The sequence below is a fragment of the Campylobacter concisus genome, assembly GCF_902460535.1.
Classification (GTDB): Bacteria; Campylobacterota; Campylobacteria; order Campylobacterales; family Campylobacteraceae; genus Campylobacter_A; species Campylobacter_A concisus_AS.
Genome location: NZ_CABPTV010000005.1, coordinates 53,860 through 80,072, shown reverse-complemented (window position 1 = coordinate 80,072; position 26,213 = coordinate 53,860). Strand labels below are relative to the sequence as shown.

The 26,213-nt window shown below is 41.0% G+C and carries 20 protein-coding genes; 7 read left to right on the top strand and 13 right to left on the bottom strand.

All coding sequences use genetic code 11. The features are described from left to right. Positions 1-5: 5 nt before the first annotated feature. The 3 genes from FZ945_RS06100 to FZ945_RS06090 all read left to right on the top strand — a co-directional run bounded on the left by FZ945_RS06100 (position 6) and on the right by FZ945_RS06090 (position 4,007). A complete protein-coding gene (locus FZ945_RS06100) occupies positions 6-2,024 on the top strand; it encodes a fumarate reductase flavoprotein subunit (protein ID WP_148803287.1) in 2,019 nt (672 codons plus the stop codon). Further along, positions 2,017-2,736, top strand: coding sequence for a fumarate reductase iron-sulfur subunit (locus FZ945_RS06095; protein ID WP_004317555.1), 720 nt, complete (start codon positions 2,017-2,019; stop codon positions 2,734-2,736). The genes FZ945_RS06100 and FZ945_RS06095 overlap by 8 nt, the downstream gene beginning before the upstream one ends. A gap of 398 nt (positions 2,737-3,134) precedes the next feature. Further along, positions 3,135-4,007 carry a restriction endonuclease gene (locus FZ945_RS06090; RefSeq protein WP_262367170.1) on the top strand — a complete coding sequence of 291 codons (873 nt, stop codon included), beginning with the start codon at positions 3,135-3,137 and terminating at the stop codon, positions 4,005-4,007. Positions 4,008-4,065: 58 nt separating this feature from the next. Here FZ945_RS06090 and FZ945_RS06085 read toward each other — a convergent pair whose 3' ends face one another. From FZ945_RS06085 to FZ945_RS06050, 8 genes are all read right to left on the bottom strand, one after another. Next, positions 4,066-5,898, bottom strand: a complete 1,833-nt coding sequence (locus FZ945_RS06085) for a dynamin family protein (protein ID WP_148803283.1) — start codon at positions 5,896-5,898, stop codon at positions 4,066-4,068. Continuing rightward, on the bottom strand, positions 5,891-7,972 hold the full coding sequence (locus FZ945_RS06080; RefSeq protein WP_148803281.1) for a dynamin family protein: 2,082 nt from the start codon (positions 7,970-7,972) through the stop codon (positions 5,891-5,893). The genes FZ945_RS06085 and FZ945_RS06080 overlap by 8 nt, the downstream gene beginning before the upstream one ends. Before the next feature lie 267 nt (positions 7,973-8,239). Next, on the bottom strand, positions 8,240-8,983 hold the full coding sequence (locus tag FZ945_RS06075; protein ID WP_148803279.1) for a hypothetical protein: 744 nt from the start codon (positions 8,981-8,983) through the stop codon (positions 8,240-8,242). A 190-nt stretch (positions 8,984-9,173) separates the two neighbouring features. Beyond that, complete coding sequence (gene tsaD / locus FZ945_RS06070) at positions 9,174-10,184, bottom strand: tRNA (adenosine(37)-N6)-threonylcarbamoyltransferase complex transferase subunit TsaD (RefSeq protein WP_148803277.1); 1,011 nt, start codon at positions 10,182-10,184, stop codon at positions 9,174-9,176. Beyond that, positions 10,181-11,479, bottom strand: coding sequence for a M99 family carboxypeptidase catalytic domain-containing protein (locus FZ945_RS06065; RefSeq protein WP_148803275.1), 1,299 nt, complete (start codon positions 11,477-11,479; stop codon positions 10,181-10,183). The genes tsaD and FZ945_RS06065 overlap by 4 nt, the downstream gene beginning before the upstream one ends. Continuing rightward, complete coding sequence (locus FZ945_RS06060; protein WP_148803273.1) at positions 11,479-12,714, bottom strand: uracil-xanthine permease family protein; 1,236 nt, start codon at positions 12,712-12,714, stop codon at positions 11,479-11,481. Before FZ945_RS06060 ends, FZ945_RS06065 begins: the two co-directional genes overlap by 1 nt. Then, positions 12,701-13,810 carry a 1-deoxy-D-xylulose-5-phosphate reductoisomerase gene (gene dxr / locus FZ945_RS06055; RefSeq protein WP_148803271.1) on the bottom strand — a complete coding sequence of 370 codons (1,110 nt, stop codon included), beginning with the start codon at positions 13,808-13,810 and terminating at the stop codon, positions 12,701-12,703. The genes FZ945_RS06060 and dxr overlap by 14 nt, the downstream gene beginning before the upstream one ends. After that, on the bottom strand, positions 13,792-14,523 hold the full coding sequence (locus tag FZ945_RS06050; RefSeq protein WP_148803269.1) for a phosphatidate cytidylyltransferase: 732 nt from the start codon (positions 14,521-14,523) through the stop codon (positions 13,792-13,794). Before FZ945_RS06050 ends, dxr begins: the two co-directional genes overlap by 19 nt. 141 nt (positions 14,524-14,664) lie before the next feature. On the opposite strand from FZ945_RS06050, the gene FZ945_RS09870 reads away from it, so the two are divergent. Next, complete coding sequence (locus FZ945_RS09870; protein WP_187424173.1) at positions 14,665-14,802, top strand: hypothetical protein; 138 nt, start codon at positions 14,665-14,667, stop codon at positions 14,800-14,802. Positions 14,803-14,969: 167 nt separating this feature from the next. On the opposite strand, the gene FZ945_RS06045 is transcribed toward FZ945_RS09870, so the two are convergent. Together FZ945_RS06045 and FZ945_RS06040 are read right to left on the bottom strand one after the other, a co-directional pair. Then, positions 14,970-16,076 (bottom strand): D-TA family PLP-dependent enzyme, encoded by a 1,107-nt coding sequence (locus FZ945_RS06045; protein WP_148803267.1) that lies wholly within the window; start codon positions 16,074-16,076, stop codon positions 14,970-14,972. A gap of 88 nt (positions 16,077-16,164) precedes the next feature. Next, positions 16,165-18,618: a molybdopterin-dependent oxidoreductase gene (locus FZ945_RS06040; RefSeq protein ID WP_148803265.1), complete on the bottom strand. Its 2,454-nt coding sequence runs from the start codon at positions 18,616-18,618 to the stop codon at positions 16,165-16,167. Between the two features lie 153 nt (positions 18,619-18,771). On the opposite strand from FZ945_RS06040, the gene FZ945_RS06035 reads away from it, so the two are divergent. Genes FZ945_RS06035 through FZ945_RS06025 form a run of 3 tightly spaced genes read left to right on the top strand, consistent with a single transcriptional unit; the run spans position 18,772 to position 20,274 of the window. Further along, positions 18,772-19,065 carry a putative quinol monooxygenase gene (locus FZ945_RS06035; RefSeq protein WP_148803263.1) on the top strand — a complete coding sequence of 98 codons (294 nt, stop codon included), beginning with the start codon at positions 18,772-18,774 and terminating at the stop codon, positions 19,063-19,065. A 32-nt stretch (positions 19,066-19,097) separates the two neighbouring features. Then, entirely contained in the window at positions 19,098-19,319 is a 222-nt protein-coding gene (locus tag FZ945_RS06030; RefSeq protein ID WP_002941152.1) for a hypothetical protein, read from the top strand. 52 nt (positions 19,320-19,371) lie between these two features. Then, on the top strand, positions 19,372-20,274 hold the full coding sequence (locus tag FZ945_RS06025) for a Cj0814-related protein (RefSeq protein WP_148803261.1): 903 nt from the start codon (positions 19,372-19,374) through the stop codon (positions 20,272-20,274). Positions 20,275-20,588: 314 nt separating this feature from the next. Here FZ945_RS06025 and FZ945_RS06020 read toward each other — a convergent pair whose 3' ends face one another. The 3 genes from FZ945_RS06020 to FZ945_RS06010 all read right to left on the bottom strand — a co-directional run bounded on the left by FZ945_RS06020 (position 20,589) and on the right by FZ945_RS06010 (position 26,205). Then, complete coding sequence (locus FZ945_RS06020; protein WP_148803259.1) at positions 20,589-23,327, bottom strand: M16 family metallopeptidase; 2,739 nt, start codon at positions 23,325-23,327, stop codon at positions 20,589-20,591. A 100-nt stretch (positions 23,328-23,427) separates the two neighbouring features. Further along, positions 23,428-24,144: a basic amino acid ABC transporter substrate-binding protein gene (locus FZ945_RS06015; RefSeq protein WP_148803257.1), complete on the bottom strand. Its 717-nt coding sequence runs from the start codon at positions 24,142-24,144 to the stop codon at positions 23,428-23,430. A 546-nt stretch (positions 24,145-24,690) separates the two neighbouring features. Then, entirely contained in the window at positions 24,691-26,205 is a 1,515-nt protein-coding gene (locus FZ945_RS06010) for a 2-isopropylmalate synthase (RefSeq protein WP_148803255.1), read from the bottom strand. Between the last annotated feature and the right edge of the window lie 8 nt (positions 26,206-26,213).

The window sequence follows — 26,213 nt, the reverse complement described above, 5'->3', positions numbered from 1 at the left end:
AGAAGATGAATGTAAAATATTATGACGCATTGGTAATTGGTGGCGGTCTAGCTGGTCTTAGAGCTGCTGTGGCTGCTGGAGAAAAGGGCTTAAGCACCGTAGTTTTGAGCCTCATCCCTGTAAAACGCTCTCACTCTGCTGCTGCACAAGGCGGCATGCAAGCAAGCCTTGGTAACTCTAAAATGAGTGAAGGCGATAACGAAGATGTACACTTTGCTGACACAGTAAAAGGTAGCGACTGGGGTTGTGATCAACAAGTTGCACGTATGTTTTGTCAAACTGCTCCAAAAGCGATTCGTGAGCTTGCAGCTTGGGGTGTGCCTTGGACTAGGATTACAAAAGGCGAAAGAAGCGCTATCATAAACGCTCAAAAGACAACTATCGTTGAAAAAGAAGAGGTTCATGGCCTTATCCACTCACGTGACTTTGGTGGTACAAAAAAATGGAGAACATGCTACACAGCTGACGCAACTGGTCACACCATGCTTTTTGCTGTTGCAAACGAAGCACTTAAGCACAATGTAGAAATTCACGACCGCAAAGAGGCGATCGCTTTGATACACCAAAATAACCGCTGTTACGGCGCGATCGTTCGTGACCTAGTAAATGGCGAGATCACAGCTTATGTTTCAAAAGGCACACTTATAGCAACTGGCGGATACGGCAGAGTTTATAAACACACTACAAACGCTGTTGTTTGCGAAGGTATCGGCGCTGCGATCGCACTTGAGACTGGCGTAGCTCAGCTTGGCAATATGGAAGCTGTTCAGTTTCACCCAACTCCGATCGTCCCATCTGGCATTCTTTTAACAGAAGGTTGCCGCGGTGATGGTGGAATTTTACGTGATGTTGATGGATACCGCTTTATGCCTGATTATGAACCAGAAAAAAAAGAGCTAGCTAGCCGTGACGTCGTTAGCCGCCGTATTATGGAGCACATCCGCGCAGGCAAAGGTGTGCCTAGCCCTTATGGCTATCACGTTTGGCTTGATATCTCTATCCTTGGACGCGAGCACATCGAGAAAAATTTACGTGACGTTCAAGAAATTTGCGAAATTTTTAACGGCATCGATCCTGCTGACACTGAAGTATATACCGACGAGACAGGGCATCAGCGTGGCAAAGGCTGGGCGCCGATCCTGCCTATGCAGCACTACTCAATGGGCGGCATCAAGACAAAACCAACTGGCGAGAGCCCAACACTAGCAGGTCTATTTAGCGCTGGCGAGGCTGCTTGCTGGGATATGCACGGCTTTAACCGCCTTGGTGGTAACTCAGTTTCTGAGACAGTTGTCGCTGGTATGATCGTTGGTGATTATTTTGCAGATTACTGCGCTAGCCACGAGATCGAGATAAACACAGCTGATATCGAGAAATTTGTTAAAAAACAAGAAGATTATCTACTAAGTCTTGTCAATAAAGAGGGTAAATTTAACGTCTTTGATATCAAAAACAAGATGAAAGAGGTAATGTGGGAGCACGTTGCGATATTTAGAACAGGCAAAGGTCTAGAGCTTGCTGTTAAAGAGCTTGAAACACTTTATAAAGAGTCACTTGATGTAAAAGTAAGCAACAAAGCACTATTTGGCAACCCAGAGCTTGAAGAGGCTTACCGCGTGCCAAAGATGCTAAAACTAGCGCTTTGCATCGCAAAAGGTGCGCTTGATAGAACAGAGAGCCGTGGTGCTCACTGCCGTGAAGACTATCCAAAGAGAGATGACCTTAACTGGCTAAACAGAACGCTTACAAGCTGGAAAGAAGGCGATACTATGCCAACTATCACTTATGAGCCACTTGATATCATGAAGATGGAGATGCCGCCAGCATTTAGAGGTTATGGTGCAAAAGGAAATATCATCGAGCATCCAAACAGCGCTATCCGCCAAAAAGAGGTCGATGAAATTCGCGAAAAAATGCAAGCAGAAGGCAAGAGCAGACAAGAAATTCAAGAGGCTTTGATGCACTATGACCTTCAACCAAAATATAAAGCACCAAATGAAAGAGCAGGTATAGGAAATGAGTAGAAAAATAACCATAAAAGCTTTTAAATACAATCCTTTAAGCAAAGTTTCAAAGCCTCATTTTGCGACTTATGAGCTTGAAGAGACTGATGGTATGACGCTATTTATCGCGTTAAATCAAATTCGTGAGAAATTTGATCCAGATCTCAGCTTTGACTTTGTTTGTCGTGCGGGAATTTGCGGTAGTTGTGGCATGCTAGTAAATGGCAAACCAAGCCTAGCTTGCAGAACCTTAACAAAAGACTTTGAAAGCGGTGTCATCGAGCTTATGCCTTTGCCAGTCTTTAAACTACTAAAAGATCTAAGCGTAGATACTGGTAACTGGATGAACGCTATGAGTAAGCGCGTCGAGAGCTGGATACACACAGATCATGAGACTGATATCTCTAAGCTTGAAGAGAAAGTTGAGCCAGAAGTCGCTCAAGAAGTTTTCGAGCTTGATCGCTGTATAGAGTGCGGAATTTGTGTTGCATCTTGTGGAACAGCTATCATGAGACCTGATTTCATCGGCGCTGTTGGTCTAAACAGGGTTGCTAGATTTAAGATAGACGCACTTGATAAGAGAACTGACGAGGACTTTTACGAGCTAATCGGCGATGATGATGGCGTATTTGGTTGTATGACTTTGCTTGGTTGCGAAGACAACTGCCCAAAACACTTACCGCTTCAAAGCCGCATAGCTTATATGCGTAGAAAAATGGCTGCTATAAAGTAGCAAAGGGGCTGTAAAAAGCCCCAAATTTATTTAAAAACTCTACAAACAGAGACCAAGATACAGATACAAATATCTAGCGCTGCCAATAAGAAAAAGATAAATATTAAAAGTGGAAACGATAAGACTATGCCCATTATATAGCCAAGTGGCAAAGTAATAAAAAATAAAAGATCAAATCCAGTGCTAAAGTAAAAAAATATCGCGAATAACGAGGCGATCACTTTCACAAACAAACTGATATTATCAGAGAAAAACTCTGTTAGGCTTACATATTTCATGCGGTGATTATATCCATAAAAATGTAAAAAACAAGAAATTTTTTGGTAAAAATTTATATAATTTGACATCAAACAAATTCATTTTTAGGATATAAAATAATACCAAGCTATAAAGAGATGATGCTACCCATTTTAGAATTTGTAGCACAAAATAACAATACAAACAGAAGTAAAATTTACAAATTTATAATAAATCAGTTTAAGCTAAACGATAAATATCTTTTGCAAAGGATAAAAAGAGGGACACCTACTTATATAAACCGTGCCGACTGGGCTCTAACGTATTTGGCAACCACTGCACAGGTAAAGGCAAAACCAAAGATGAAGCCTCTTGAAAAAGTTGGCAAAAGTCTGTTTTCTATAACAAATTTTGGTAAAGAGCTGATAAGTAGCAAGGACACAAAAGAGAAATTTATATCTTGGTATGATGAAATTTATAAGCAAGAGATCAAACAAGAAAAGAAAGAAGCAGTAGAAAATACACCAGACGACAGCCTAAAAGATGCATATGAAAGGATAAAAGAAGAGCTAAAAAGTGAAATTTTGTCTAGCATTTTGGAAAAAGAGCCAAGATTTTTTGAGCATCTAGTAACAGAGCTTTTAGAAAGGATGGACTATGGAACTGGAAGCCTTACAAACAAAGGACCAGATGGCGGGATAGATGGCATAATAGACGAAGATGAGCTAGGACTTTCTAAAATTTACATCCAAGCAAAGAGATATAAAGATGGTAGTAACATAGGCAGGCAAGAGATCCAGCAGTTCATCGGCGCCATCTCAAACAAAAATACCAAAAAATCTTTATCACAACAGCTAAATTTACAAAAAAATGCCGAAGAATTTTCCAAAAATAGTCAAAATTTTAGCGTTGTCTTGATAGATGGCGACAGGCTAGCTGAGCTAATGATAAAGTATAAAGTAGGCGTTCAAACAAGCCAGATATATGAAATTTGCAAGATTGACACCGACTTTTTTGACGAAAATAATTTTTAAAAATGCTAGCGAAATTAAAATTTGCTAGACGCTCGCACGCGCAGTTTAAAGTCAAATTTCACTTTAATACCACCGAACTCTCTTGTAGTTTTTCTAGCTTTAAAATTTGCTCTTTTGGTTTTGCTTTTAGGCGTTCAAGCATTGCGGTCTTTGAGGCGTAAATTTCATCAAAATTGCTCTTTATATCAAGCAAAGTTTTATTTAAAAAAGAGTTGTTTGAGCACATAAGATCGTCAAATTCATAGAGGCTAAAGGCATTTAGCATGCGATCAAAAACCTCTTTTGCGCTCGGGATGTAAAGTGGTGTGCCCATTTGCAGGTGCGAATTTAGCGAGTTTTCGATCTTTTGCTTTAGAAAATAAACCGCAAGCTTAAGTGCATTTTCGTAGTTTGATGCGACCTTTACGTCAAGCTTTTCAAAAAAGAGCGATATCTTTTGCGTCGCCTTAAATTTGGCATTTTCATACTCTCTTAAGAAATTCTCATAGGTCCTGCCAGCGTAGGTGTTTATCGATTTTGTCTCGTAGTTTGAGGCAAACTCATCAAATGGATTAAAACTCTCATAGCGAGATTTGTAAATAAAAAGCTCATCTTCTAAGCTTTTATAAAGCTCATCAAAAGCCGATATGATCTCGTTTTCAAGCTCTTTTAGATCTCTTTTGTAGCGTTTAAAAAATTTAGAAAAAATGGCGTCTTCGTAGATGAGCTTTGAAAAGACTTCGTCCGTGTCAAGGCTTATCATCTCAAAATTTTCGCGCTTATAAATTTCTTTGTTTAAAAGCGTCTTTGATGGGTTAAATTTTGTCCTAGAAAATGGTTTAAGCAGCTTAAAAACTTCATCGCTTGCAAGCTTGATAGCCTCGCTCATATCGCTGTATCGCAGGGCGATTTTAGGCTTAAACTCCTCTTTTATCGCTTCTAATTTTTCTTCAAGCGTGGCATTAAATTTATCTAAAATTTCACCAGCTGCGTTATAAACTTTGAGGCGATTTTCTTGCTCAGCTATTAAAAAATTTACTATCTTTTTCGCCCTTGCTTTTATGAAATTTTCTTTAAAGTTCGCGTTTAAAAACGCCTCTTTTACCGCACTTAGTGCTTTAGCAAAATTTGAGCTTTCTAGCTCGCTCTTGTTTTTATTTGTTGTGCCATTGAGCGCCTGCTTTGACGAGATGGCGATGATATCTTCAAAAAGCTCGCCATAAGTTTGCCTAGCGTGCTTTAGCAGACTTTCAAGCTCATCCTTGCCAAGCTTGTCCTTTTGGTTGATAAAGCAAAGCGCCTTTAGGTCGTTTGTCTTTAAAATTTCTTCTACGCTTTCAAGCTCACTAGCCTTTGCTGCGTTATTTGCAAGGCTTAGCCAGATCGCGCCGCAGACCTTTTTTAGCGTGTTTTTGGTCTCTTTTGTGTCGGCATCTCTTAGAGAGTTTAGCCCTGGCGTGTCGATGAAATTTACCTCTTTTAAAATTTCACTTGGCGCATAAAGTGTCATGCTTTTTATCTGCTCACTCATGGCGTTTAGCTGGGCAAGCTCGCTGCTAGCTAGCAAACTCTCGCTGCCGTTTGTAAATTTCACGCTAAGAAGCGGCATCTTTGCAAATTTTAGCCGCACAGCCTTTGCCGTGACAGGCGTTAGACCTGATGGCAAGATGTTTTGTTCAAGCAAAGCGTTTAAAAATGTTGATTTACCACTTGAAAACTGCCCGATGATGGCGATGAGAGGCGGCTCGTTTAGCGTATCGATTAGTAAATTTAGGCTCTCTTTTATCTCATCGCTTGCGTGCAGGCTTGGATCATTTAGCTCATTTACCAGCCTTGCTAGCTCGCCCTTAAAGTCGCTTGTAAAAACCTTAAAATATCTCGCCTTATAGGCATTTATAAACTCATTAAACATTTTCTAGCTCCCCCAAAAGCGAGCAAATTTCATCTTGCAAGGCGTTTTGCTCTTTTAGTTTTAAAAGTGAGTTTTGATTTTGCGAGCTAAGCTTTTCTAGCTCACGATCTAGCTCTTTTAGCCTCTTATCAAGCGTGGCTTTTTGAGCGCTTTCGTAGGTTTTTATGAGGTTTAAAAGGCGATTTTTTTCATGATCAGTTAAAATTTCACAAAATTGAGAGATATTTTTATCTTTTAGCAAACCCTCTTTTAAGCCTAAAAGTGCTTCACTTGCGTCACTTGAAATTTTCGCTCTAAATGCAGCTAAAAGCTCCTTAAATTCAAGCTTTACGCCCATTTGCTCTAAAAAGTCATTGATGTTAAAAACCTCATCTTTACTCATCACATAATCATCAAAATTTAAAGCAATGTTTTGCTCGCACGATCTTGTTTGCACCAAAGTTTCGTTTCTAGCCTCTCTCATAAGTGCCATCACACCGTCACGAAGTGTCGTTTTTGCGATTTGCTCTAGGCGCTCAAAATTTAAGCTTTGCTTTTTGCTTTTGCAGTAGGCTATCTCGCTTTTTACCTTATCGTTTAGGTTTTGCAAAAGCGTCTCAAGCCCCATTTTATAGATGTTTTTGGTATTGCTACTTTCAAGCTTTGCAAGCTCGTTTTGAGTTAGACTTTCAAGTTTAGAGAAATTTTCACTAAGTGCGTTTTTGACGTTTGCCTGCTCATTTTGAAGCTTTTTAAGCTCCACTTCATAAGCTTTGAGCGACAAAATTTCAGCCTTAGTAGCTTCAAGCTTGCTATTTAGGATATTTTTTAGCTCCTTTTGATACGAGCTTAAGATAAGGGCTGATTTTTTAGAATTTTTGCCAAAAAGCACCTCGTAAAGATAGTCCTTAAACTCATCTACACCGCTATTTGCAGCACCTTCTAAGTAGCTTTTTGCACTAAGCGCAAAATAATCAATCTCCACGCCATTTATCTGCTCACCGATCGCTTTTTTAGTATAGTTTAGCGTCTCGTTTAGCTCTTTAGCACTTAGCTCATCAGCGTGAGTTAGCACCACAGCAAGCCTTACGATGTGCGAGTTTTCAAGGCATTTTTTCAAAAAGAGCGCGTCCTTTTGCGTGGCACTTTGTGAGGCGTTCATGAGGTGGGCTAAAAGGTCGCACTCTCTCATAAAATTTGTAGTGATCTGCTCCCTTAAAACCACCGCATCATCGATGCCTGGCGTGTCTATGATGCAGACATTGTCCTTTAAAAGCTCCAAATCATCATAAAGCTCGACGCTTTTTACGAGATTTGCTGTTTTTGAGCTTGAAGAGGTGTAGTTTTTTATCTCATCTATGCCGATATCTACACTTTTGCTTGGTAAATTTTCGCTTGGTACGCCAAGTGCTAAAAGCTCATCAATGCTGTAAAAATTTACCCTTGCAAAGCTATCTTTGGAGTATTTTAAAATGGTTAAATTTATCGTCTCTGGCACGTTTGAAGCGCCAAGGACGGATTTGTTTAAAAGTGCGTTTAAAAGGGTTGATTTGCCAGAGTTTATGACGCCACTTGCAGCTATGTTAAAAAGCGTTTCGTTTGATCTTTTTTTGGCTGCCACAAGCGCCTCTAAAAATGTTTTCTCGCTATCAAGCAAGCTTGCTTTTTTGTTTATCTCATTTAAAAAGTCTAGGTTTTTATGGAAGTGATCTTTTGGCTTTATATGAGAAATTTTAGCCTCATTAGCGCCCTTGTTTTTGCTTATGATCTTTTCTAAAAAGCCAAATTTCTCATCATCTATGATCTTTTCATCACGCAATATTTCTAGGTATTTTACTATCTCATCACTTGAAATTTTAGCCTCATTTAGCGCTTTAAGAGTCGCAAGCTGCGCACTTTGTATGCTAAATATATCAAGCTCGATTTTAAGCTTTTTTAGCACCGCTCTAAACTCATCAAGCGCCATAAACTGATCTAAATTTTTCTCGTCGCATACTAAAAGAAGAGCTAGCAGATCTGGGTAAAATGGCACGCTAGCAGCAGCATTTGTATAAATTTTATTTGCACGCCAAGCCTGTTTTAAAAACTCATCCATAAAGACTCTTTTTGTTAATATTTTGGGATTTTATTAAATTTTTACTTATGAAGCTATCAAAAAATGAGGATGGCGCTCAAGCAAAAGGATATAAGAGAACTTCGCACAGCTACAAAAATAGTATCAAAAAAGCACCGAGTTTTGGTTACAAGTAAAATACAACTTTAATTTCTAAAATAGCTAATTTACACTTATCTAAATGAGCAAGAGCATGCTTTTAAAATGTAATACTTTTAAACTTAAATATATTTATTTTAGTAGCAAAATTTATCTTGCATAAAACATTGCCACCAAACCACGGTTTATATCTTTTGTGTCGCCGTCATCTATCTTTGTAACCTTTGAGATATTAACACTTTTATCGCTATTTATCGTGAAGGTGAGCTCAATAACTCTCTCATTTATCTTTTTAGTATTTTCACCAAAATAGATCACTTCTGGCTCTTTTTGCGAGTAGTAGGCGGCGTATTTGCTTTGGGCTACGACGTTGTCAAAGACCCATTTTTGCTTGATATCTAAAATTTGAGCAAGCTCATTTTTAAACTCAAGATCACAGCTAACAGAGGCTATATAGCTAGCGCTTTCTTTCATCGGATCAAATTTACAGTGCTTGTTCGCGATAGATAAAATAGTCTCTTTGTCTATGCTTTTACCGTTCTTTAATATGCTATTTGCGCTATCAAGTGCGAGCTCCAAGCTGTTATCAACTTTTTTTTGCTGAGCAGACTTGGCATTATTTAGAGCTTTTATGTAGCCGTTATTTTTTCTTTTAAACTCATCTTCAAGTACATTTTTCCCCACTACGCAGCTTACTTTAACCACTTTCTTTCCATCGCTACTAATGTCTTGCCATTGAGTACTTGAGCAACCTTTAAAGCTATCTATCGCCGAACCTATCGTTATTGATTTGTTACCTTTTAAAATGTAGTTTTTAACAATGCCTATATTGCTTTCCTTGCAGCCCACTAATAATAAAAGTGCGCTAAATCCTAGAAATAGAGCCTTTTTCATCATTTTACCTTTTTGTAAATCTGACAAAATAGTACCAAACTAAAGTTTAAATTATTATAATTTTATTAGAATAAATTACATAAATATAATTTATTAAAATAATTATTTAAATTTTAAGCTTGAAATAGTGCAAATTTGCATTATTTTAAAATTTTAAAAATAGAGGATTTTTAAAAAAATTTGAAGAAATTTAGATATCTAGCTCAAACTTCTTAAAGCTAACCCTTGGATTTATGGTTAGCTTATCATGTGAGATAAACTCTTTTTTTAAGTATTTTTCACGTCCAGCTCTTGCTATCATCAGCGCATTATCAGAGCAAAACGCAAGTGGAGCTAGCAAAAGCTCGCACTCATTTTTTTGGCAAAGAGTTTCAAGCCTTTTGCGTAAATTTAAATTTGCACTCGCTCCGCCAACCACGCCAAAACGCTTGAAATTTCTTAATTTAAAAACCTTTTCTAGCTTATTTAAAATGTGCTCGCAGGCTGTATTTTCAAAGGCGTAGCAGATGTCGGCGATATCTTTTTGCGTGATAGTTTCAAGCTTTGAAATTTCAACTCTGACTTGGTTTTTAAGCCCTGAAAAGCTGTACTCAAGGCGTTTGTCGTGAAGAAGCGGGACGGTAAATTTAAACCTCTCTTTATCCTCGCATAAAAGTGCGTTTTGCTGCACCACAGCACCCCCTGGATAGCCAAGATCAAGCATCTTTGCCACCTTGTCAAAGCTCTCGCCAAAACTATCATCGCTTGTGCTTGCAAGCTCTAAAATCTCGCCATTTTCATCGATCTCTAGTATCATCGTATGTCCGCCGCTAACTAGCAAAACGCCAAGTGGGAAGGTGGCCTCACGGTCTAAAAATAGCGAGTAGATGTGGCCAACTAGGTGATTTACGGCGATTAGCGGGATATTTAGGGTGATGCTTAGCGCTTTTGCCATGCTCACACCACCTATCAGGCTCACGCTTAGCCCTGGCTCGTTTGTCACAGCGATGGCGTTTATATCTTTTAAATTTGGCAAGATATCATTTAAAAGCGCTGGCAGAGCCTTTGTGTGAAGCCTCGCTGCAAGCTCTGGGACCACGCCACCAAAGATAGCGTGCTCCTCTTCTTGTGAGATCTTTTTATAATAAATTTGCTCTAGCGTGCCTTCATCTATTAGCGCGACAGAGCTGTCATCGCAGCTGCTTTCTATGCCAAGTATCATCTAAACTCCGCTAGTATCATGCCAGCAAATTTCTCTTTGCCATTTTCGCTTTTGTAAAACTCGACCCTGTAAATTTTGCCATCTTTATCTATACTATAGCTTTTGTTTAAGCTATTTTTATCGATCTCTTGCTCGCTCTCATCAACGCTTTTTGTGCCGTATCCTATAACATTTACGCGCACGTTTTTGAGTGATTTTATCTTAAAGCTCTTTTTCACGCTAAATTTATCGCCGCTTTTTAACACCTGCTCGTTGCCATCGCTCAAAAGAGAAATTTTATCAAGTGGCTTTGCAAACTCGAAGTATTGCGGCTTTAGCTTTGTAACAGAGCGGTTGCCATACTGCACTTTGTAAGTATCTTTATCTTTTATGACGGCGATTAGCGGATTTGGCGAGTGGTAGCTTAGCTCGCCCTTTTTAAATGGCACGAAGCTTATCACTGGTTTTAAATTCTTAAGGCTAAGAGCATAGCTGTCAAATAGCTCAAGTCTGATCTCTTTTTCGATCGCTTTTTTCACACTTTTGACATCAAGTTCAAAGGGCCTAGTAAAGCTAATACCAGCCTTTTTCATATACTCTTCGATCGCTACTAGGTGATAATATGTCCTTTGCTCGGCGTTTAAATTTTTACTAGCTTCGTTTGCAAAGGCAGACTTGTTTTGCGTGATAGCGTAGTAGGTGAGGCTTTTTAGCATCTCTTTATCGCCCATCGCGGTGTGCGTATTTTTGACGTGATACTGATGTTTTGGGTCTATGAGGTGCTTATTTAGCACGTCTTTTACGCTTGAGGCGATGCTTTCAAGCTCTGGGTACTTTGAGCCTGGTAGCGTGCTTTGGTCGATGATGCAGGTGTTGCCCCATTTGTCTGGATTTTTATCCTTGCTTATAAAAGTATCTCTATAATATCCGCTACCATCGTGTAAATTTAAGATGAGAGTGACGTTTTTGTCGGTGATGACGTCTTTTATCTTCATCACTGAGTTGTAGTCTGGATCGTCCTTTTCGACGTGGGCAAATTTTCTATTCATATCGCCTTTTGTGCCGCGACTTCGCTCGATGATGCTTGGGAAATTTAAATTTGGCACGACCCAAAGCGAGCCTTTTGTGATGTTATAATCAGTCGCCACGATAGAAGCCGCCAAAAAGCCGCCTGGCTCGTCGCCTTGGATGCCACCGATTAAGAGCATAGTATTGCTACTTGGCTCACCTTTTTTGATAAGTGCATAGTCCAGTGCACTTGCATTTGCAAGGCTTGCAGCCGCTAGAGCTGCCAGAAAAAGTCTAAATTTACGCATTAGTATCCTTCGTAATGCTTTGTCTTTGGTAAAAGCAAATTTAAAACTATACCAGTAACCGCGCCAAGTCCTATACCTGAAAATTTAACCGCTCCAAGGTCAAGCACCATGCCGCCGATGGCGAAGATGAAGATGAGAGCCACTATTATCATATTTCTAGGGTCGGCAAGATCGACTTTATTTTTTATAAGTGTCTCCATGCCAACGCTTGCGATGATGCCAAAAAGTAGCAGCATGATGCCGCCGATTACTGGTGCTGGGATGGTCGAGAGCACCGCACCAAGCTTGCCAACAAAGGCTAGCACGATAGCAGTGATCGCTGCAAAGGTCATGATCGCTGGATTATAGGCCTTTGTAAGGCTAACTGCACCTGTGACCTCTGAGTAGGTGGTGTTTGGCGGACCACCAAAGGCAGCAGCTAGCGAGGTGGCTAGACCGTCGCCTAAAAGTGTATTTTTAAGTCCTGGATTTTTCAAAAAATCCTCTTTTGTGACATTTGAGATAGCGAGCATATCGCCGATGTGCTCGATCGCTGGGGCGATGGCGATAGGTATCATATAGATGATCGCTTCGAGTTCAAATTTTGGTGCGCTAAAGCTTGGCACTCTAAACCAAGGGGCGTTTGCGATGGCGCTAAAATCAACCATACCAAAGCAGTAAGCCACGATGTAGCCAGCGATGATGCCAAGCAAGATCGGTATGAGCCTAAACATCCCGCGTCCTAGCATCATGACAACGATAGTAGCTATAAGCGAGGTGGCTGCTACCATCATAGCTACATTTTGAGTGTAGGTTTCGGTAGCTGAAGTTGCCATCTTAACGGCATTTGGAGCTAGTATGAGGCCTATGGTCATGATGACAGGGCCGACAACCACTGGAGGCAAAATTTTATGCAAAATTTTCTCTCCGCCAAAGCGAACTACAAGACTTAGCACGACATAGAAAAATCCAGCAAATATAACGCCGCCCATCGTCACTGGTATGCCCCATTTTTCGATGCCATACTGAAGCGGAGCGATGAAGGCAAACGAGCTTGCTAGAAAGATCGGCGGGACATTTTTTCTAGTTATTAGCTGAAAAAGCAGCGTGCCAAGACCTGCTGTAAAGAGCGCGACGTTTGCATCAAGCCCCGTAAGTATGGGCACAAGCACGAGCGCGCCAAAGGCGACAAATAAAAACTGCACACCGATGAGACTTTGCCTAAGATCAAATTTATACCCCTCATACCTTTGCATTTAGCATCCTTTTTGCGTATTCTCTAACCTCTTTATCAACTTCATAAATTTCATCTACGCTTGAAATTTTAAGACTCTTAAATTTTTTAGCTGAACCTAAAATGAGCCTTGATATATCTAAAAATGAGCACTTTTTCTCTAAAAAGCTAAATACTCCAACCTCGTTTGCAGCGTTTATGACGACACCTAGATCAGGACTAGCTAAGACTTCGTCTTTTAGAGAAAAGACTGGATATTTTTTAAGACTGATCCTCTGAAATTTGATATTTTTTAGATCAAGTAAATTTGCGTGTGAGACGATATTTTGCTCAACTTTTTCAAAGATAGCATGCGCGATAGCTAGCTTCATATCTGCTCGCGAGAGATGCATCGTGCTTGAGCCGTCGATAAACTCGACTACGGCGTGGATGGCTGAGGTCGGCTCTATCACGGCCTCGATATCTTTTATGCCGTAAAGCCAGTAGGCCTCCATCACCTCAAAAAGCTTGTTTGTCATCGTCGCGCTATCAATGGTGATCTTTGCGCCCATATCCCAGTTTGGATGTTTTAGAGCGTCGCTTGGCGTGGCATCTTTTAGAAATTTAATCGGCTTTTTATAAAATGCGCCACCGCTTGCTGTGATGATGAGCTTTTTGGCTGGAGTTTTGTTTTCTAGTAGAAATTTAAGCCCAAAATGCTCGCTGTCTATTGGCAAAATTTCTCTTGTTTTTAAAAACTTGCCACCAACTACAAGGCTCTCTTTATTTGCAAGGGCGAGCCTTTTACCAAGCGCTTGCGTCTTTAGACTAGGAGCAAGCCCAGCAAAGCCAACAAGGGCGTTTATCACCTTTTTTGAGCTTGAAATTTCAAGCATTTCTAGCAGTCCAGCCTCACCAACAAAGATGTTTTTGTCCTCAATGTTTTTTACATTTTTAGCTAGCTTTTCGTCGCCCACGCAGACAAATTTTGGCTTAAATTTTAAAATTTGCTCATTTAGCAAAGCTACGTTTTTAGCGCAGCTTAGTGCCTCGACGCTAATGTCAAATTTCTCACATAGCGCTAGAGCATTTTTACCGATCGAGCCAGTGGAGCCAAGTATTACCACGATAGCGACCAAAGTAGCGCAACAACGCCAAATAAATAGCCATCTATCCTATCAAGCATACCGCCGTGTCCTGGGAAAAGTGTGCCGCTGTCTTTGACGCCGCAAAGTCTTTTTAGGTAGCTCTCAAAGAGATCTCCCCAGACCGCAAATACGCAGACTAAGAAGCTTGAAAATAAAATTTGGAAAAAGCCTTCTGTTACGAAATTTCCAACTATGCAGCCAACTACCGTGCCTAGCAAGACCCCGCCTGCTGCGCCTTCTATGGTTTTGTTTGGTGAGCTTGGGCTAAATGGGTGTTTGCCAAAGGCTTTACCGACAAAAAATGCGCCGCTATCGCTTGCAACGACGCTTAGTATAAGCCATGCAAGATAGCCTATGCCATACTCAGAGTAAAGCGTCCACATCATAAATATCGGCGTGGTTGGGTATAAAAATGGCGCAACTGGTTTTAAATTTTCACTTTTTATGTGTGCTAATATCGAAGCTACTATCATCACAGCAAGGATGGCGATGAACATTGGATTTGTAAAATATGTGAGCACGTAAAATGCGAGCGCTGCGTAAACTAGCTGTTTGTGGTAGATCTCATAAAGCTTTAGCGACTCATTAAAGGCAAAGTAAAGCACAGCGCCAAGCAAAATAAAATTTAAAATATAATTATCTATAAAAAAAACTACCAAAATAGCAACAAACATCAAAACGCCAGTGATAATGCGTGAAGACATACACTCTCCTTAAAATAGTTATTTTGCCGTAATTATAACACTATAAATTTAGACGGCGTTTATAAGAGTGAAATTTGGTTTAAAATGTGTTTGAAAATTTGATACGAGCATGGAAGGACGTTTGATAGAGCTTAACATTGCATGCGTTTTATTGAGACTCCAGCAAATTTTAAATTTAGAGCTGGCATAATCACGGCTCTAAATTTAGTGCTAAACGAAGTGCAACCTAAATTTAGTAGTCTGCTAAGGCGAGTGAGTAGAGTTTTAAAATTTGCCTAAAATGTATAAATTTAAAAAAACTCTTATAAATTTTAAAATTTCATGAGCGAGTAATTTCGGCTCTAAAATTTGAGCTAAGCGATAAGCGAAGCCAAATTTTAGTAGCCAATTCTTGCGATGAATGGAATTTTAAAATTTGAATTTTTACATAAAACCAAGGCAAATCCCTACTCTACCCTGCCTCTTGCTAAAACTGGCACTTTTTCGCAGACCTCATCGCCACTTACGAGATAGGCGTAGTCATACAAATTTACCACCGGACAGATGTGATTTGGATAGATGCGCACGAGATCGCCCACGCGCACACTTTTTGCAAATTTCTCGTTTAAGATGATCGCATGCTCGTCAAATAGGCTATCTATCCACACTTCATGCTCCGCGATGAGCCCCATGCCAGGCGTCGTGCAAAAGCCCTCGCTGCGTCTCTCTTTGGTTAGCGCCTTTGCCCCAGCATCAAGGATCGTGCGGGTCGCAGTCGGCCTTGAGATCACGACGCTAAGCACGCTAGCAGCGTTCATATCAAAGCTACCATAGGCATTTGCCTGCGACGCATCCATAAATATATATGTGCCAGGGCGAAGCTCCGTAACGCCTTTTGGCATCTCAAAATCATTTATCAGCGAGGGCGTCGAGCCGATGCTAACGGTAAAATTTTCATATCCAAACTCACGCGCGATATCAGCAAATTTTAGCGTCCTGTCGGTTGCCACCCTAAAAATTTGCTCGCACTCACACTTATCTTTTGCCTTGTACGAGTGACCATCATGCGAGAAAACACCGCAAAATTCCACATTTTTACACTCTTTAAAAGCGCTCATCAAAGCTCTAAAATCGCCCTCTTCTATGACGCCTGAGCGGTTTTCGCCAACTTCTATCTCGACAAGTAGCCTAGCTATCTCGCCAGCCTCGCCAAATACCTCATCAATGAGTCTTAAAACGCCCACGCTATCGACGCCAAAGCTCACTTTTACGCCAGATCTTACAAGGGCTATGATGCGAGCAAATTTCTGCCTTGTGACGATCTCATTTGCGATGAAAATGTCGTTTAACCCCTCTTTTGCCATCACTTCAGCCTCGCCCACCTTTGCCACCGTGATGCCCTTTGCGCCGCGCTCTACTTGCAGTTTTGCAAAGTATGGCATCTTGTGCGTTTTGGTATGTGGTCTTAAGCTTACGTTAAATTTATCAGCATATTTTTGCATTTTGTCTAAGTTTTTTAGCACTATCTCTTTGTCTATGAGCAGTGCTGGAGTGTCTATTTCGGCTATTTTCATGAGCTATCCTTTCTTTTTTCTTAGATTTTAACTCTAATTATTTAAAAAAGGATAGCTTTTAGCACTTTAAATTTTCAAAGTGTTACTTTTAGGCCTTTCTTGAGCCGATCTTTGGTGCGTCAAACGCCCTGACACGTTTTGGCGTGCCTTTAAATTTCTCGACCTCGACAAGGCTCGTGTGAGCGGTGTTGCTCTGGCTCATCTTGCTTGATGGCACGTCTTTTGTGAGCACGTTTAAATTTCCATGCAAGCAAAGGCTCTTCTCGCCTGGCACATCTGGGTCGTACCAAGCGCCCTCGCTCACGATGACGACATTTTGTGGCACGTCCTCGGTCACAAATGCACCGCACAAAATTTCGCCCCTGTCGTTGTAAATTTTTACCACATCGCCCATTTTTATCCCTCTAGCTTCGGCTGTTTTTGGGTTTATGAGCACTGGCTCGCGCTCTGCGATCTCGTTAAAATGGCGAAGCACGGAGTTATTTAGCTGCGAGTGAAGTCTAAATTTAGAGTGCGCGCCGCTGATGGCGATAGGGTATTTTTTATTTTTTGCGCCCAACCACTCAAATGGCTCAAGCCACGTCGCATGCGGCGGGCAGTCATCATAGCCAAAGCCAGCGACCGTTTCAGAGTAAATTTCTATCTTGCCAGATGGCGTTTTTAGCGGATTTGCCACTGGGTCGTCGCGGAATTTCTTATAGTTTGTAAAGTAGCGTTTTTTCTCATCGACCTTGTCAAATCTAAAATAACCCTTCTGCCAAAACTCATCAAAGCTCGGCATGCTCTCATACCCAAGCCCAGCAGCCTTTTTAACGGCATCTTCGTAAATTTCTTTGACCCACTCTAGCTCGCTTTTGCCCTCGCTAAATGCCTCTTCTCTGCCCCACTCTTTTGCGATGAGCCTTGCGATCTCGAAGTCGCTTTTACTCTCGCCAAATGGCGCGACAAGTGGCTTAATGGCAAAGAGATATTCGCTAGTTGAGTTTGCCATCTCGATGTCCGTTCGCTCGCACTCAAGCGCAGCTGGCAGGACGATGTCGCTAAATTTAGCCGTGCTCGTCCAAAATGGCTCGCAAGTGATGATCGCTTGCACTTTTTGCATAGCTTTTATCGCTCTGTTGGTCTCTGGATGCCTTGTAAATGTCGAGCCATTGGCGTTAAACATCACTCTGATCTTTGGTAGCTTGTAGCTCTTGCCATTTCTAGTTATCTCCTTGCCAGGGCTTAAAAGCGCGTCTATGAGCCTTGAGTTTGGCAGCTCATAGCCCTTAGTCTTTGGCACTAGCCCGCTATCAATGAATTTTTGTGGCACCTTCGTCTCAAAAGCCGCTAGTTTAGGTGCTATGAAGCTCTCATCAGCGTTTTTGTGCATGCCGTCATTTGTGACAAAGCCACAACCCTCTTTGCCGATGTGTCCAAGCATCGCATTTAGCGTCACAAGCGCCCAGTAGGCCATCTCGCCGTGATCTTGCCTTTGGATGGCGTAGCCACTAACTATGACCGAGTCGTTTTTAGCTAGATCCTCACTAAATTTTGCCAGCTCCTGCTCGCTCACGCCACAAATTTTGCTTGCCCAAGCTAGGTTTTTATTGACCCCGTCTTTTGTGCCAAGCATATACTCTTTAAATTTATCAAAGCCAACGGTGTATTTTTCTATAAATTCTTTGCTGTAAAGCCCCTTTTCAAAAAGGTAGTTGCATATGCCTATCATCATCGCCGTATCGGTGCAAGGCACGACTTCAAGGTACTTTGCGCCAAAATATCTTGCGCTTTCGTTGTGATAAACATCGACGCTATAAATTTTCATCTCGCCGCTCTCGCCTTTTTTTCTGATCTCATCGTAGTATTTATATGAGTTGTGAAGCGGTACGCCAATGGCGATCTTGTTTGAAACGACTGGGTTTGTGCCCCAAAATACGATCGTTTTGGCATTTTTTAAGATGCCTTCCCACTTTGTTGGCGCGAGCGTTGGGTCGATCGAGCCAGTGATATGAGGCATGATGACAGTTGCTGCGCCGTATGAGTAGCCGCCAAGCTCATTTACATATCCGCCAAGCACGTTAAGTAGCCTCTTTGCTGTCTTTTGGCTGTGGCCAACTTTGCCAAGGCTACCCCACTGATAAACCTGTCCGTATATCGCTTCAGCGCCGTATTTATCAAAATTTTCTTTTAAAATTTTCGCACTTAGCTTTATCGCCTCGTCCCAGCTCACGCGCACAAACTCCTCTTTGCCACGAAGCTCTGGCTTTGGGTTGTTTGGGTCAGCCAAAAAGCTCTTTCTAACAAATGGATATTTTACACGGCTTTCGTTTTGGATATGATCAAGAAGTGCGTTATTTAGCTCATTTGGGCACGCATCGCCCTCAAATGGCTCAGTCTCAACCACGCGACCTGCGATAGTTTTTACATAAAATGGGCCAAATTTGTTTGCACTTAGTCCGCTTTGCTTGTCAAAAAGTGCCTGAGCTGCTCCGTCAAGTTCTTTTGCTTGAAGGCTTGCTGCGCTTAAGGCACCAAGCTTTAAAAAGTCTCGTCTTTTCATTTTTTCTCCGATATTTGGTTAAATTTGTTTGGTTTTATGAGTTATAAATTTAGTATTTTGTATCATCTTGTCATGAAAAGGCCTTGTAATGTAATACGCAAACTTGCGTCTAAATTGCGTTATTTTAGCCAAAAAATATTAAAGGATAGGCAAATGGTAGGATTTTATGTAAATGTAAAGTTAAAAGCTGGATGTGAAACGAAATTTGAAGAAATTTTAAAAGAGATCGTGCCAGCTTCAAGAAAAGACAAAGGCTGCATAAGCTACGAGTGTGGCGTAGTTGTGGGCGCTAAAAGCGAATACTGCTTTATGGAGAGCTGGGAAAATTTAGAGAGCCAAAAAGAGCACATGAAGAGCGCTCACATGGTGAAAAATGCAGCTGCTCTGGAGGCTTGCAAAGAGAGCCAAGAGGTGAAAATAATAAATTTTGTAAGCACAAAGGAATAATATTTGCTTAAAAAGGGGCAAAATTTAGAAAAATGAGCGAAGAAAAAATGCTTGAGATGATAAACGCGACTGCCGATATTATGTTTATGGCTATACTTAGAGGGCGTGTGAGCCTTGAAGCCTGTAAAAAGGACAAGGAATTTATCGACGCCCTAAGAGAAGAGCTACTTAGCAAAAACCCAAACAAGCTCAAAGTCGCGCAAGACTCGCACCAGATGATCGCCATTTTCGAAAAATACCGCAATAAAAAATAATCCCACTTAAAATTTAAATCCATTTGCCGATATTGTGCTAGAAGGATTTGACATGATAAACACGCTAAATGGACTTAATCAAAGCTTTAACTATCAAGACGCTTTTAATAAGCAGCCAACGACTATCGCAAATTTAGGCAAAGTAAAAATTTCTCCCAATGCCCTAGACATCAAGCATCTATCACTTTCTGGCTACTCGTCAAATGATAAAATTTCTATCTGGGGCAAGATGAACGGGCTTGATAGCAAGATGGGTAAAGATGAAGTTGCTAGCCTTAAAAATTTCGTTGATAGCACGAAGCTTTGGCGAGCAAGCTCCATCCTAACTAGCGAGAAAAACGGCTTTAGCGTAGATGAATTTAACAAAACCTACAATATATCCGCTAGTGCCACCGACGCTCTTGGCATCATAATCAATCAAAATAATGGCGCGCTTCATCTAAGCCCTGAAGCTAGAAATTTGCTAGATTCTGATCTAAGCATAGATGAATTTAAAGACAAATGGCTGGAATTTACTGCCGAAAGGATACTTGGCGAACATGCAAATGTGAAAATTTCTTTCAAAGATGGCGCCTTGCACTACGAGCAAACATCGGCTAAGAAGCGCATAGATATCTTAGGTCAAGCGATGCTACAGCGTGTAAGCTACGCTGATAAAAACAGCAAAGATGAGTTTTTGAAATTTCTAAAAACAAGTTATGAAAAGGGCGAAAATATCGCTGATGTGCTGCAAAATATCGCTCTTGTGCCAGTTAGGGAAGATGGCGATGAGGATATAGAAGAAGAGAAATTTAAGCCTATGCAAGTTACCAAAAAGAGCGTGACCTACACGGACAAGGATATAAAACGCGAGTTTTTTGAGGAATTTATCAGGCGCGAGGTCGAAAATGGTGCAAACTTTGATGATCTGGTGCAAAAGCTAAACAAGCTAAAGCCAAAGGATATACTGGCTTAGCTTTAGAGTTTAAATTTTGGGGCTGGCTTAGCGCGCTAAATTTATTTTGCTTAAATTTTTGAGGCTGGCTTAGTTCTCTAAATTTCTATTTAAATTTGAATTAAAGAGCTAGCTTAACTCCAAATTTTATACTCAAGTTTAAATTTAAAAAGCCAGTTTGACTTCTCAAATTTCTGCCTGGGCTTAGATTTCTGGAGGCTTTTAGCTCTCTAAATTTCTACTTATGTTTAATTTTAAAAAGCCAGCTTGACTTCTCAAATTTCTGCTTAGTCTTAAATTTTAAAAAGCCAGCTACCCCCCCCCCAAAAAAAATTCTACTTCGGATTATTTATGCTTATCACCATATTTTTCTCATCAAGATATAGCCTAGCAGCCTCTTTGATGTCGTCATTTGTGACCGCTTTAACCGCATCTATATACTCATCAGCCGTGTAAAGTGGTGTGTTAAAAATTTTATTTGAGATGATGAGATTTTGCCAAAACTCAGGCTTTTCGTAATCTTTTTTTATAGAAATTTCACTCTGCGCCTTAAAATCCTCCAAATGTTTTGGCATAAGCGCGCCATCACGCTTGATGCTAGCTATTATCTCCTTTATCTCGGCGATGATCTTGTCCGTGTTTGCAGGGTCGCAAGTAAAGCCGATCACCGCCTTTGAGTGCTCATACGGATAGCGAGCGAGCTTGGCGTTTAGGCTAAAGCCGTATGTTTGCCCCTTATCCTCTCTGATCTTTTCACGAAGCGCCGTTTTTAAGACCGAGCTTAGCGCCCTTAGCTTGACCACCTCTTTGAAGCTATATTTTGTATCTAAATTTATTATATCCACGCTCACATCGCTTCTTTTTGTGCTTTGATACTCTCTTTTAAAGGTGTGCTCTCCCTTGATGCTTCGCACGCCGTCATCTTTAAAATTTTCAGCCTCACCAAGCTTTGGCAAGGTGGCGATATACTTTTTAACAAGTGGCAAAAGCCTCTCCTCGTCGGTGTCGCCGATGATTACGAAAGTGTATGAGGCTGCGTTTGTAAATTTATCTTTGATGACCTTTTTTAGCTCATTTAGCTTTAGCGCGTCGATCTGAGCCATATCAATGGGCGCTACACGCTTGTTGTTTTCGTAAAAAAACTTGCTAAATTCGGTGCTAAATTTATATTCAGGCAAATTTTGCTCTTTAGCTAGCTCATCTTTTGCCCTTTGCTTTATCCTCTCAAGCACGTTTGCATCGGCTCTTGGGGAGTTAAACTCTAAATTTATAACAGCTAGCAGCGAGCTAAGATCGCCACTGCTAGATGAGCCGTAAAAGCCCTGCGTAAGCGCCTCTATGCTCTTTTCGTAGCTTACTATCTTGTCGTTTAGCACCTTTGAAAGCTCGTAGTTGTTAAATTTGCCAACGCCACTTTCATTTGTGAGCGCAACCGCAAAACCACCAAGCTTAGGATCATCTAGATCTGAAGTGCCGCCCTTGCTAATGGCTGCAAACAAAATGCTATCTTTTTTGGTAGCTAGTGGCTTAAAGATGACTTGCGAGCCATTTGGCAGCTTATAAGTGTAGATGCCATGCTTTTGGTCAAATTCACTAGAAAGAATATCTTTTGGCTCTAAATTTTCATTGCCAAGGCTCTTATTTAGGCTCACGTTAGCTAAATTTGTATCGTAAGGTTTTGCCTCATCCTTTAGCTTTAAAAAGGCATCTTTACTAAGCTTAAAGCCATCTTTACTAAAAACCCTCACGCGCTCATCAGGTATGGCTAAAATTTGCCTAAATCTAGCATTAACATCCTCTAGCGTGATCTTGTTTAAGAGCTTTAGGCTAAGGTTTTTGCTATCTTCATCGCTTAGCACAAAGCCGCCATTTTCGATCATGTTTAAAATTTCACCTGCATAAACGCTTGATTTTTTAGTTTTTGAGCGTTTAAATTTAGCCTCCACGTTTGCCACAAATGCCTTTTTCACATCGTTAAAATCGCCTTTGCTAAAGCCAAATTTCTCAATACCCTTTAAAACGCTTAACATATCTTTAAGGCTAGCGTTAAAATCATCCCCGATCACATTTGCCTCAAAGCTATAAATTTTTTGCTTTGCTTGAAGCGTTTGTGCCATAAAATCAACACTTAAATTTGATGAATTATTTGCATTTTTTTGCTCATAAAGCATATTTATAAGGCTAGCTATTAGCGCATCTTTTAAATTTCTCTTCACATCAGCCTCATCCAAGACTGGCTTAAATTTATCAAAAAAGCTAAGTCTTACAAACTGAGCCGCCGTCTCGTTTGCGTCGTAGTTAAAGACGTTTAGCCCATCTTTAAAAGCGATACTTTTATCTGGATGAGCGTAAGAGTTGCTATTTTTTGCTGCGCTAAAGCTTTTTTCTATCAGAGTTTTTATCTCATTTTTATCAAAGTCGCCAACTGCCACAAAGCTCATAAATCTTGGCTGATAAAGCCTCTCGTAAAACTCTTGCATGTGCTTAGCATCCACGCTTTTTATCACGTTCATGTCGCCTATAGGCACTCTTTTTTGATAGATGCTACCTGCAAAGATGTCCTTACTTTGGGCAAGATAGAGCCTATAAGCTGGCGTATTTCGCTGGCGCTCCTCCTCCATTATGACGCCACGCTCCTTATCAAGCTCGCCTGCATCGATCTTTACGCCATCGATCCAGTTTGAAAAGACCTTAAAAACGTCCTTTAAATTTTTCTCATTTACATTTATGCTTAGCGTGTAGCTCGTCTGATCATAGCTTGTTTGCGCGTTTAGATCAGCGCCAAATTTGACCCCAAGGCTCTCAAGCTGTTTAATGAGCTCATTTTTGCTAAAGTCACGGCTGCCATTAAACGCCATGTGCTCTAAAAAGTGCGCAAGCCCCTGCTCGCCCTCTCTCTCATCAGTAGAGCCTGAGTTTACGACTAGGTAAAATATGGCCGTTTTTTGCGGGAGTTTATTCTCTTTTATATAGTATTTAAGCCCGTTTTTTAGCTCGCCACTTAGCATATCTTTGTCATTTTGCAAGGCAAAGAGACTAAGTGCTAGGCACAAAAGTAGCAGAATTTTTCTCATAATCCGTCCTTTAAATTTCTATGTAAAAGCGGATTTTAGTATAAATTTTAAAATGCAAGATAAAGCTAGCCTGCTAAATTTGCAGGCTAGCTGGGAGGTGTTATTTTAGTTCGTATTTTTTAAGCAGTGCGTCGTAGCTGCCGTCTTTTTTCATCTCATCTAAAATTTGATTTATCTTAGCGATAAGCTCGCTCTGCTTATTTTTATCAAAAGCTATTGAAAAGCCTTCGCTACCATCAACCTCTTTGAAAAACGCCTCTACTTCAGGGTTTTTCTTGATAAAGCCATAGCCGATCGAGCTATCAAGGATAACCGCGTCAAATTTGCCAACTTTTAGCCCCATGATGAGTGGCACAGTATCTTCTGAAGGCACTACTTTTGCGCCATTTATCGCATTTGCAGCTAGCTCTTGGATGGTGCCTTGTTGCACGCCTACTTTTTTGCCAGCTAGCTCCTCTTTAGCTTTTAAAGCGTCGTTGCCTTTTTTCTTTAGGTAGATGTTTTCAGTTAGGTAGTATGGCTTTGTAAAATCAATCGACTTTAGTCTATCAGGAGTCGCACTCATCGCACTTATGATGCCATCTATCTTGCCAGCTTTAAGCGCTGGGATGAGACCATCAAAGCTCATATTTATGATCTTGTATGAAAAGCCAGCACGCTTTGAAATTTCGTCTATCAAATCGATGTCAAAGCCTGTTATTTTGTTGTTTTCATCGATGTATTCAAATGGCGGGTAGTTTGCCGCTGTACCAAATTTTAGCTCGTTTGCACAAAGAGCAACAAAAGCTGTCAGTAAAAGAGCAAAGATCTTTTTCATGTCTATCCTTTAAGGTGATTTAAAGCCCTAATTATCGGCATTTATCTATTAAAATTTGTTTAAATTTAACATAATTATAGAAATTTGCACGAGAGCGTATAGGTAAATACGCCAAAAGAGGTCAAGCAAATTTTAAAATTTAAGAACGAGTAATTTCGGCTCTAAAATTTGAGCTAAGCGCTAAGCGAAGCCAAATTTTAGTAGTTAATTCTTGTGAGTGAGATTTTAAAATTTTGCTTGCGAAATAAATTTATCCAAAAGGGAGACAAGGGGACTTGAATTACGAAGCCGCCCCCTTATCTCCCTTTAAATCCCTCAATCCCCTCGCACGTTCAAAGTGCATGCTTCAGTGCTTCGCACTGCATGCGGTTAAAATCTAACGCGAATTTTAAATTTAGAGCTGGCATATTATGCTTCTAAATTTAGTAGTCTACTAAGGCAAGTTTGTAAGATTTTAGAATTTAAAAAGCCAATAAATTTAGACCTTTATTCAAAGAGAGTTAAATTTAAAGTAGCCAGCTGAAAATCTAGCAGCTGGCTAAAATTTTAGTTTTTATGTATGCGAAGGTAGCTATTTAATGCGCCAACATAGGCCTTAGCGCTTGCCATCATCGTATCGATATCAAGTCCGTGACCCATTACGGCTGTTTTGCCCTCAAACTCGACTTTTACATCGACCTTTGCAAGGGCGTCTTTGCCTTGAGAAACAGCTGTGACCTTATAGTCTTTTAGCGTGCCACTAATGCCACTAATGCGATCAACTACCTTAAATATCGCATCTGCTGTGCCATTGCCAAGGGCTGAGTCACTAACGATCTCGTCGTTGTGCCTGATGCTCATAGAAGCACTTGCTAAGCTGCCACCGCTACTTTGAAGCAAGTCTGTGATCTCGTAAGCTTGTGGAATCTTGGTGATCTCCTCTGCCACAAGCGCCCTGATATCGTCGTCAAATATCTCTTTTTTCTTATCCGCCAAGTCTTTAAATTTCTCAAACGCCTTATTAAGCGCCTCGCTATCAAGGTCAAATCCAAGACTAGCAAGCTTATCTTTAAACGCATGGCGGCCGCTGTGTTTGCCAAGGACGAGCGAGTTTTTCTCCAAGCCGATGCTCTCAGCGCTGATGATCTCGTAGGTCTCTTTGTGTTTTAGCACGCCATCTTGGTGGATGCCACTCTCGTGCGCGAAGGCGTTTTTGCCAACGATTGCTTTGTTTGGCTGTGGCTCGATGCCTGTGATGTTAGCGATCAGCCTTGAAGTTGGATAAATTTCTTTCGAGATGATGCCTGTGTAAAGTGGTGCAAAGACGTCCTGGCGAGTTTTTATAGCCATCACGATCTCTTCAAGCGCAGCATTTCCAGCACGCTCACCTATACCATTTATCGTGCCTTCAACCTGCCTTGCACCAGCTTTTATGGCGGCTAGCGAATTTGCCGTAGCCATGCCTAGATCGTTGTGGTTATGCACCGAAACTACCGCTCTATCGCCTATAAATTTTACTATTTCGCTAATGCGAGCTGTGATCTCCTCTGGATACAAGTAGCCAACCGTATCTGGGATGTTTATGGTTTTTGCCCCTGCGTTTATCGCTGCATCGCAAATTTCTTTTAAAAAGCTCATCTCGCTTCTGCATGCATCCTCGCAGCTAAACTCCACATCATCGCAAAATGTTTTTGAGTATTGTACCGCCTCAACCGCACGCCTGATCACCTCGTCTGGGCTCATTTTTAGCTTGTACTGCATGTGAATCGGGCTTGTTGCTATGAAGGTGTGAATTCTTTTGTTTTTTGCTGGAGCTATTGCCTCGCCAGCTGCCTTAATATCACGCTCAACTGCACGTGCAAGCGAGCAGACAGTGATGTTTGAAGCTTGCTTTGCGATCTGATTTACCGCGTCAAAATCCCCTGGGCTAGCCGCTGCAAATCCAGCCTCCATCACATCAACACCAAGCCTTTCAAGCTGAAGTGCGATCTGTAGCTTTTCAGCTGTGTTCATCGACGCTCCCGGGCTTTGTTCGCCATCTCTTAAAGTCGTATCAAAGATTATAATTTTATTTTTATCCATTTTTTGTC

Coding starts and splice junctions, on each gene's coding strand:
- FZ945_RS06100 (WP_148803287.1), top strand. CDS start 6: ATGAATGTAAAATATTATGACGCATTGGTAATTGGTGGCGGTCTAGCT.
- FZ945_RS06095 (WP_004317555.1), top strand. CDS start 2,017: ATGAGTAGAAAAATAACCATAAAAGCTTTTAAATACAATCCTTTAAGC.
- FZ945_RS06090 (WP_262367170.1), top strand. CDS start 3,135: ATGCTACCCATTTTAGAATTTGTAGCACAAAATAACAATACAAACAGA.
- FZ945_RS06085 (WP_148803283.1), bottom strand. CDS start 5,898: ATGTTTAATGAGTTTATAAATGCCTATAAGGCGAGATATTTTAAGGTT.
- FZ945_RS06080 (WP_148803281.1), bottom strand. CDS start 7,972: ATGGATGAGTTTTTAAAACAGGCTTGGCGTGCAAATAAAATTTATACA.
- FZ945_RS06075 (WP_148803279.1), bottom strand. CDS start 8,983: ATGAAAAAGGCTCTATTTCTAGGATTTAGCGCACTTTTATTATTAGTG.
- tsaD (WP_148803277.1), bottom strand. CDS start 10,184: ATGATACTTGGCATAGAAAGCAGCTGCGATGACAGCTCTGTCGCGCTA.
- FZ945_RS06065 (WP_148803275.1), bottom strand. CDS start 11,479: ATGCGTAAATTTAGACTTTTTCTGGCAGCTCTAGCGGCTGCAAGCCTT.
- FZ945_RS06060 (WP_148803273.1), bottom strand. CDS start 12,714: ATGCAAAGGTATGAGGGGTATAAATTTGATCTTAGGCAAAGTCTCATC.
- FZ945_RS06050 (WP_148803269.1), bottom strand. CDS start 14,523: ATGTCTTCACGCATTATCACTGGCGTTTTGATGTTTGTTGCTATTTTG.
- FZ945_RS09870 (WP_187424173.1), top strand. CDS start 14,665: ATGCGTTTTATTGAGACTCCAGCAAATTTTAAATTTAGAGCTGGCATA.
- FZ945_RS06045 (WP_148803267.1), bottom strand. CDS start 16,076: ATGAAAATAGCCGAAATAGACACTCCAGCACTGCTCATAGACAAAGAG.
- FZ945_RS06040 (WP_148803265.1), bottom strand. CDS start 18,618: ATGAAAAGACGAGACTTTTTAAAGCTTGGTGCCTTAAGCGCAGCAAGC.
- FZ945_RS06035 (WP_148803263.1), top strand. CDS start 18,772: ATGGTAGGATTTTATGTAAATGTAAAGTTAAAAGCTGGATGTGAAACG.
- FZ945_RS06030 (WP_002941152.1), top strand. CDS start 19,098: ATGAGCGAAGAAAAAATGCTTGAGATGATAAACGCGACTGCCGATATT.
- FZ945_RS06025 (WP_148803261.1), top strand. CDS start 19,372: ATGATAAACACGCTAAATGGACTTAATCAAAGCTTTAACTATCAAGAC.
- FZ945_RS06020 (WP_148803259.1), bottom strand. CDS start 23,327: ATGAGAAAAATTCTGCTACTTTTGTGCCTAGCACTTAGTCTCTTTGCC.
- FZ945_RS06015 (WP_148803257.1), bottom strand. CDS start 24,144: ATGAAAAAGATCTTTGCTCTTTTACTGACAGCTTTTGTTGCTCTTTGT.
- FZ945_RS06010 (WP_148803255.1), bottom strand. CDS start 26,205: ATGGATAAAAATAAAATTATAATCTTTGATACGACTTTAAGAGATGGC.